Genomic DNA, 6926 nt, shown 5'->3' with positions numbered 1-6926 from the left:
TTGATCGCGCCGTCGCGCAGGTTCAGCGCCGCGTTGCCGCGCAGCTTCGAGCGCAGTTCGCCGACCGTGCGGCCGGTGGTGTCGACGTCGAGGTTGACGCGGCCGGTGCCTTCGAGGATGTCCTTGGCTGCCACGTCCTTCAGCAGCGCGTTGACGTTGACGCCGGTGGCCACGGCCTTCACCGCGATGCGGCTGGCGCGTGCGTCGGCCAGGGCGTTGGCGTCGAGCGATCCGCCCCAGGCCTTGGCCTGCAGCACCGGCACCTTGAGCATGCCGTTGTCGAGCTTGGCCTCGATGCGCGCATCGGCGATGCGGTACTGGCGGAACACCAGGCTGCCGGCGCGCAGCGCCAACTCGGCATCGAGCGAGCGCAGGCCGGCGAGGTCCACCGGCGCGTCGGCCGGTGCCGGCGTGCCGGCCCCCGGCGCGGTGCCGGCCGAGGCCGTCTCGGGCAGCAGGGTATTGAGATCGAGCGCGTCGAACTTGCCGTTGGCCTTGACGAACACCGGGCGGGCCGAGAGGTTGGCGCTGCCGTCGACCGCGAAGTTGTTGGTGTTGAGCGAGCCGGCCAGCGACCACTTCGCCGCCTCGGGCGAGGCATTGGCGCTGCCGCGCACGGCCAGCGCCAGCGGCTTGAGCTGCTTGTCCTGCAGGTTGGCCTTCAGCTCCAGCGCGGCCAGGCTCAGCGAGCGCTTGGCCGGCTGCAGGCCGAGGTTGGCACGCAGCGTGCCGTCGAGCGCGCGGCCGGAGCCGGCGCTCTTCAGGGTCGCCTCGAAGCCGGGCAGGGCGACGGCGTCGAAGGTGCCGGTGGGTGCGCCGCTCTTGAAGCTGGCGTTGATGGGCAGCTCGCCGCCCAGCTCCAGGCGGCCCTGCAGCGGGCTGCCGGTGAGCTTCTCGCCGGCCACGTCGAGCTGCGGCCAGTCGAGGTCCAGCGCGAGCGGGTCCTTGCCGCGGGTGCCCTTGACGCGCAGCTTCAGCGCCTCGACGCGCAGCGCCTGCTTCGCCGGGTCGAAGGCGAAGGCGGCGATCGCCAGGCTGCTGCCGCTGAGCTGGATCGCGCCGGCGCGCGCCGCGAGCTGGACCTCGAGCTGCCGCGCGTCGACCGAGCCCTTGCCGCCGTCGTAGGCGAGTTCGCCACGCACGCCGGCCTCGACGCCGCTCACGCCGGGCAGGTCGCCCTTCCAGGCCAGGTTCATGCCGGCCAGCTTGACCGAGCCGCTGGCGAGATCGGGCGTCAGCGCGGTCTGGCCCGACAGCTCGCCCTTGAGCGGCGGCTGGCGGAAATCGGCCGCAGCGGCCAGCTCCACCGGCGTGGCCACGCCGCTGGCGATGCGGCCGGTGGCCAGGCGCGACAGCAGCAGCTCGCCGTCGAGCTTCGCGATCTCGTCCTTCACGCGGGCACGCACGTCGGTCAGCGCGATGCGGTCGATGTCCAGGTCGAGCGGCTGGCCGGTGTCACCCTGGGCTGGCTGGCCCTCGGCAGCGGGCTTGGGCGATGCGCCCGCCAGGTCGTCGGTGTTGCGGCGTCCCTGCGCGTCACGCAGCAGCTGCACGCGCACGCCGCTGGCCTCGACACGGCCCACCACCACGCGGCCGCGCAGCAACGGCAGCACGTCCACCGCCAGCGCGGCCCGGTCGATCGAGGCGAAGGTCTCGCTGCGGCCGGCTTCGCTCAGGCTCAGCTGGCTGAGCTTCACGGCCACGCGTGGGAACACCGACAGCTCGATCGGGCCGTCGATGGCCAGCGTGCGGTTGCGGTTCGTCTTCATCCACTCGACCGCCACGCCCTTGTAGCGGTTGGGGTCGAAGCTGGCGACCAGCCAGGCGCCGGCCGCGATGGCCAGCAGGAGCAGCACGGCGACCGCAATGGCGATTCGCTTGATCCACACGGACATGGCAGGGCTTCGGTGCCGAAGTGGCAGGCAAAAACGGGAGCGCGGATTGTGCACCCCATGACGGCGCCGCTGACATGACCCCCCTGCCTACAATGAAAGCCGATGAAACACGTGGACGTGCTGGTGCGGGGGGCGGGCATCGTCGGGCAGAGCCTGGCGCTGTCGCTGGGCAGGCTCGGCCTGCAAGTCGGCCTGCGGCCCGACGATCCGCGGCCCGAGGGCGCGCCCGACGTGCGCGCCTACGCGCTGAACGCCGCGTCGGTGGCGCTGCTGAAGTCGCTGAAGGTCTGGGATGCACTGCCGGCCCATGCCGCCACGCCGGTCTACGACATGCATGTCTGCGGCGACGCGCACGGCAGCGCGATCGACTTCTCCGCCTGGGAGCAGCGCACCGGCGAGCTGGCCTGGATCGTCGATGCGCCGGTGCTCGAGCGAGAGCTCGGCGCGGCGGTGCGGTTCTCCCCACACGTGCACCTGCTGACGGCGGCGCAGGCCGATCACGTCCAGGCCGACCTCGCCGCCTTGTGCGAAGGCAAGGCCTCGGCCTCGCGCGCGGCGCTGGGTGTGCAGTTCGAGCGCCACGACTATGGCCACAGCGCCATCGCGGCGCGTCTGGTGGCCTCGGTGCCGCACCAGGGCACGGCGCGGCAGTGGTTCCGCTCGCCCGACGTGCTGGCGCTGCTGCCCTTCGATTCGCCCGAGCCGCAGCGCAGCTACGCGCTGGTGTGGTCGGTGCCGCGCGAGCGCTGCGTCGAGCTGATGGCGCTGGACGACGCCGCCTTCGCCGCCGCGCTGATGGCGGCCACCGAAGGCGCGGCCGGCGACCTGCAACTCGCCTCGCCGCGCGCCGAATGGCCGCTGGCCATTGCCCAGGCCAGCGCCTGGTGCGGCCCCGGCTGGGTGTTGCTCGGCGATGCAGCCCATCTCGTGCACCCGCTGGCCGGCCAGGGCCTCAATCTCGGCCTGGCCGACGTGGCGGCGCTGACCCGCGTGATCGCCGCGCGCGAACCCTGGCGGCCGCTGGCCGACGAGAAGCTGCTGCGCCGCTACGTGCGCGAGCGTGCCCTGCCGACCTGGGCCATGGGCCAGCTGACCGACGGCTTGCTGCGGCTTTTCTCGCAGCCCTCGCCCGCGGTGCGGGAACTTCGCAACCGCGGCCTGGGTCTGGTCAACCGCGCCACTCCCCTGAAGCGCTGGCTGACCACCCGCGCGCTCGATCGCTGAAGGCCCCACCATGCACCGCTTTGCCGCCCTGTCTCTCGCCCTCGCACTGGCCGCGCCGGCCCTGGCCCAGGAGGCGGCGATCCGCAAGAACCTGGCCGAGCGGCTGCCCAACTTTCCGAAGATCGACGAAGTCATCAAGAGCCCGATTCCCGGCCTGTACGAGGTGCGCGTGGGCAACGAGATCTTCTACGCCGACGAGCAGGGCAACCACATCATCGACGGCAGTTTGATCGACACCCGCACGCGCGCCAACCTCACGCAGGAGCGCATCGACAAGCTCACCGCGATCGACTTCGCCAAGCTGCCCTTCAAGGACGCGATCGTCTGGAAATCGGGCAACGGCGAGCGCAAGATGGCCGTCTTCGCCGATCCGAACTGCGGCTACTGCAAGCGCTTCGAGCGCGATCTCAGCGAGGTGAAGAACGTCACCGTCTACACCTTCCTGTACCCGATCCTCGGGCCGGATTCGATCGAGAAGTCGAAGAACATCTGGTGCGCGAAGGACCGAACGGCCGCCTGGCGCGACTGGATGCTCGAGGGCAGCGCGCCGACCAAGGTGATGGGCCAGTGCGACACCGCGGCGCTGCAGCGCAACGCCGAGTTCGGCCGCAAGTACCGCATCAACGGAACACCAGGCATCGTCTTCGAGGACGGCAAGCGTTCACCCGGCGCGATGAACACCGCGCAGATCGAGCAGCAGCTGGTGGCCAGCCGCGCCGCGGCCAAGTAGCCTCAGGCGTAGCGCAGCTCGCCGGTCTTGCCGCCGAACACGCGGTACGAGAACACGGTGTAGGCCACGATCGCCGGCACCGAGATGCACACGCCGACGAGGATGACCTTCAGCGCCGCCGGGCTGCTGGCGGCCTGCCAGATCGTCAGCCGGTCGATCACCACCCAGGGATAGAGGCTGTAGGCCAGGCCGAGGAAGCCGAGAACGAACACCGCGATCAGCAGCACGAAGGGCGCCCAGGCGGCATCGCCGCGCACCAGCCGCGAATTGAGCAGCCCGCGCACGCCCAGCAGCAGCACGGCGGTCATCAGCGGGATGGCGGCCAGCGCGATCACCTCGGGCAGGGCGAACCAGCGCTGCCGCACCGTCTCGCTGATCCAGGGTGTGGCCATGGAGATCAGCACCAGGCCACCGGCCATCGGCGCCCAGGCGATCTTGGCCCAGCGCACTGCGCGCGCCTGCAGCTCGCCCTCGGTCTTCATGATCAGCCAGGCCGCGCCGAGCAGCACGTAGGCCATCGGCAGCGCGGCGGCGATGGCCGCAGCGAACAGCGGGTAGTTCCAGCCCTCGCCGAAGCCGCTGACGTAGCGGCCGAGCATCCAGCCCTGGCACGCCGCGGCCAGCGTCGAGCCGGCGAAGAAGAGCCGGTCCCACATCGGCTTGCGCGCCGCCTTGGCCTTGACGCGGAAGTCGAAGGCCACGCCGCGCAGGATCAGGCCGATGAGCATCAGCGTCACCGGCAGGTAGAGCTCGGTCAGCACCAGGCCATGTGCCTTCGGGAAGGCCACCAGCAGGATGCCCACGCCCAGCACCAGCCAGGTCTCGTTGGCGTCCCAGAAGGGGCCGATGGAGGCGATCATCACGTCCTTCTCGGCGGGCGTAGCGCGGTGCATCAGCATGCCCACGCCGAGGTCGTAGCCGTCGCTGATCACGTAGACCAGCATGGCCAGCCCCATCAGCGCCATGAAGATCACCGGCAGCGCCTGGTCGAAGCTCATCACGTTCATGCGGCGCTCCGGGTCGGCAGCGCCACCGGCGCCGGTTCGTCGGCCGCGGCGTCGTCCGGCTTCTCGGCCATGTACTTGAGCACGCCGATATAGGCGACGATCAGCGCGAGATAGACGGTCACGTAGAGCGTGAGCGTCAGCGCGATCATCGAGCCGGGTACGGTGGAGGCCACGTCGGCGGTGCGAAGCAGGCCGAAGACGATGAACGGCTGGCGGCCGATCTCGGTGACGTACCAGCCGGCCAGCGTGGCCACCCAGCCGGAGAAGGTCATGCCCGCCAGCGTCCACAGCAACGTTCGGGGCAGCGCCTCGGCGCGCCAACCGCGGCGGCGGTAGATCCACCAGCCCAGCCAGCTGACCGCCAGCATCAGCACGCCCACGCCGACCATGATGCGGAAGGCGAAGAACACCGGCGCCACCGGCGGGTGCGCACCCTGGAACTCGTCGAGGCCGCGGATCTCGCCTTCGGGGTCGTGCTTGAGGATGATGCTCGCCAGCTTGGGGATGCCGATCTCGGCGTGGTTCTCGCGCGCGGTCTCGTCGGGGATCGCGAACAGCAGCAGCGGCGCGCCACGCTCGGTCTGCCACACGCCCTCCATCGCCGCGACCTTCTGCGGCTGGTGCTCCAGGGTGTTCAGGCCGTGCAGGTCGCCGACGAAGATCTGCACCGGGATCAGCAGCGCCGCCAGCGTCAGGCCCACGCGAAGCACGCGCGGCGCCGCCGCCTGACCGGTGCCCTTGAGCAGCTGCCAGGCCGACAGGCCGGCCATCAGGAACGCGCAGGTCAGCGCCGAGGCGAGCAGCGTGTGCGCGAAGCGGTAGGGGAACGAGGGGTTGAAGATCACCTGCAGCCAGCTCGTCACGTGGAACTCGCCGTTGACGATCTCGTGGCCCGCCGGCGTCTGCATCCACGAGTTCAGCGCGAGGATCCAGAACGCCGACAGCGTGGTGCCCAGCGCTACCAGGAAGGTCGACAGCAGGTGCACGCGCTCGCTGACGCGGCCGTGGCCGAACAGCATGATCCCGAGGAAGCCGGCCTCGAGGAAGAAGGCGGTCAGCACCTCGTAGCCGAGCAGCGGGCCGGCCACGTTACCCACGCGCTCCATGAAGCCGGGCCAGTTGGTGCCGAACTGGAAGCTCATCGTGATGCCGCTGACCACGCCAAGCGCGAAGGACAGCGCGAACACCTTGGTCCAGAAGCGGTAGGCGGCCAGCCAAGACTGTTTCGCGATGGCATCGGCCGCGCGCAGGTAGCGCCAGCGGAAGAACAGCAGCAGCCAGCCCAGCGCGATGGTGATGGTGGGAAAGAGGATGTGGAAGCTGATGTTGGCGGCGAACTGCATGCGCGCCAGGAGCAGGGCGTCCATCGGCTGCCTTTCCTACTTGCGCGCGCCGGCGACGACCTTGACCTTGTCGCTGAACTCGAGCAGGCGCTGCACCTTGGCGCCCATCTTCATCAGCTTGGCCAGCGTGGCCTGGTCCATGCGCTGCACGTCGTCGAACCAGCTCGTGGTCAACTCGATCAGGTCGTGCATGCCGCGCATGCGCTCCAGCGCCACGCGGTCTTCGTCGCTGGCCGGCTCCTCGAGCAGCGCATTGCGCAGCATCGACAGCGTCGGTTCGATCTCGCGGCGGCGTCGTTCCTCGGCCAGCGTGCGGAAGATCTCCCAGGCGTCGGAGGGCGCCTCGAAGTACTCGCGCCGGTCGCCCGGCAGGTGGCGCAGCTTCACCAGCCGCCAGGCCTGCAGTTCCTTCAGGCCCATGCTGACGTTGGAGCGCGAGAACTCCAGCTTCTCGGCGATCTCGTCGGCGTTCAGCGGTGCGGGCGAGACGAAGATCAGCGCGTAGATCTGGCCGACCGTGCGGTTGATGCCCCAGCGGCTGCCCATCTCGCCGAAGTGGGCGACGAAGCTGCGCACGAGGGGGGAGAGGGTGTTCATGGGGCCGAGGAAGGTCTTGATGACGATCAAGAGCCTACAGGAATTTTCAGGAATTCTTGAAAACTCAGGATTTCCCGCGATGCCGCCAGGGCCGGGCGCGAGGGTTGCCGCCGGCCCGGGCGGCGGCCTC

At 70.1% G+C, this 6926-nt stretch carries 6 protein-coding genes; 2 read left to right on the top strand and 4 right to left on the bottom strand.

Features of this window, described 5'->3' with window-relative positions; translation table 11 throughout:
• Nucleotides 1-1895 (bottom strand): AsmA family protein (locus AB7U92_RS18940; RefSeq protein WP_428580512.1); only part of this gene is annotated, 1895 nt, incomplete at its 3' end.
• A gap of 102 nt (nt 1896-1997) precedes the next feature.
• Between AB7U92_RS18940 and AB7U92_RS18935 the strand changes: the two genes are divergently transcribed.
• Both AB7U92_RS18935 and AB7U92_RS18930 read left to right on the top strand, forming a co-directional pair.
• On the top strand, nt 1998-3119 hold the full coding sequence (locus AB7U92_RS18935; protein WP_428580510.1) for an FAD-dependent monooxygenase: 1122 nt from the start codon (nt 1998-2000) through the stop codon (nt 3117-3119).
• Between the two features lie 10 nt (nt 3120-3129).
• A complete protein-coding gene (locus AB7U92_RS18930) occupies nt 3130-3849 on the top strand; it encodes a DsbC family protein (RefSeq protein ID WP_428580507.1) in 720 nt (239 codons plus the stop codon).
• A gap of 2 nt (nt 3850-3851) precedes the next feature.
• On the opposite strand, the gene AB7U92_RS18925 is transcribed toward AB7U92_RS18930, so the two are convergent.
• Genes AB7U92_RS18925 through AB7U92_RS18915 form a run of 3 tightly spaced genes read right to left on the bottom strand, consistent with a single transcriptional unit; the run spans nt 3852 to nt 6796 of the window.
• A complete protein-coding gene (locus tag AB7U92_RS18925) occupies nt 3852-4847 on the bottom strand; it encodes a cytochrome d ubiquinol oxidase subunit II (protein WP_428580515.1) in 996 nt (331 codons plus the stop codon).
• A gap of 5 nt (nt 4848-4852) precedes the next feature.
• Nucleotides 4853-6223: a cytochrome ubiquinol oxidase subunit I gene (locus AB7U92_RS18920; protein ID WP_428580505.1), complete on the bottom strand. Its 1371-nt coding sequence runs from the start codon at nt 6221-6223 to the stop codon at nt 4853-4855.
• 12 nt (nt 6224-6235) lie between these two features.
• Nucleotides 6236-6796 carry a GbsR/MarR family transcriptional regulator gene (locus AB7U92_RS18915; RefSeq protein WP_428580502.1) on the bottom strand — a complete coding sequence of 187 codons (561 nt, stop codon included), beginning with the start codon at nt 6794-6796 and terminating at the stop codon, nt 6236-6238.
• Nucleotides 6797-6926: the final 130 nt, after the last annotated feature.

It is taken from the genome of Piscinibacter sp. (assembly GCF_050175855.1).
Classification (GTDB): domain Bacteria; phylum Pseudomonadota; class Gammaproteobacteria; order Burkholderiales; family Burkholderiaceae_C; genus Piscinibacter.
Note: the sequence above shows the minus strand (reverse complement) of the source record. Positions and strands in the feature narration are given on the sequence as shown.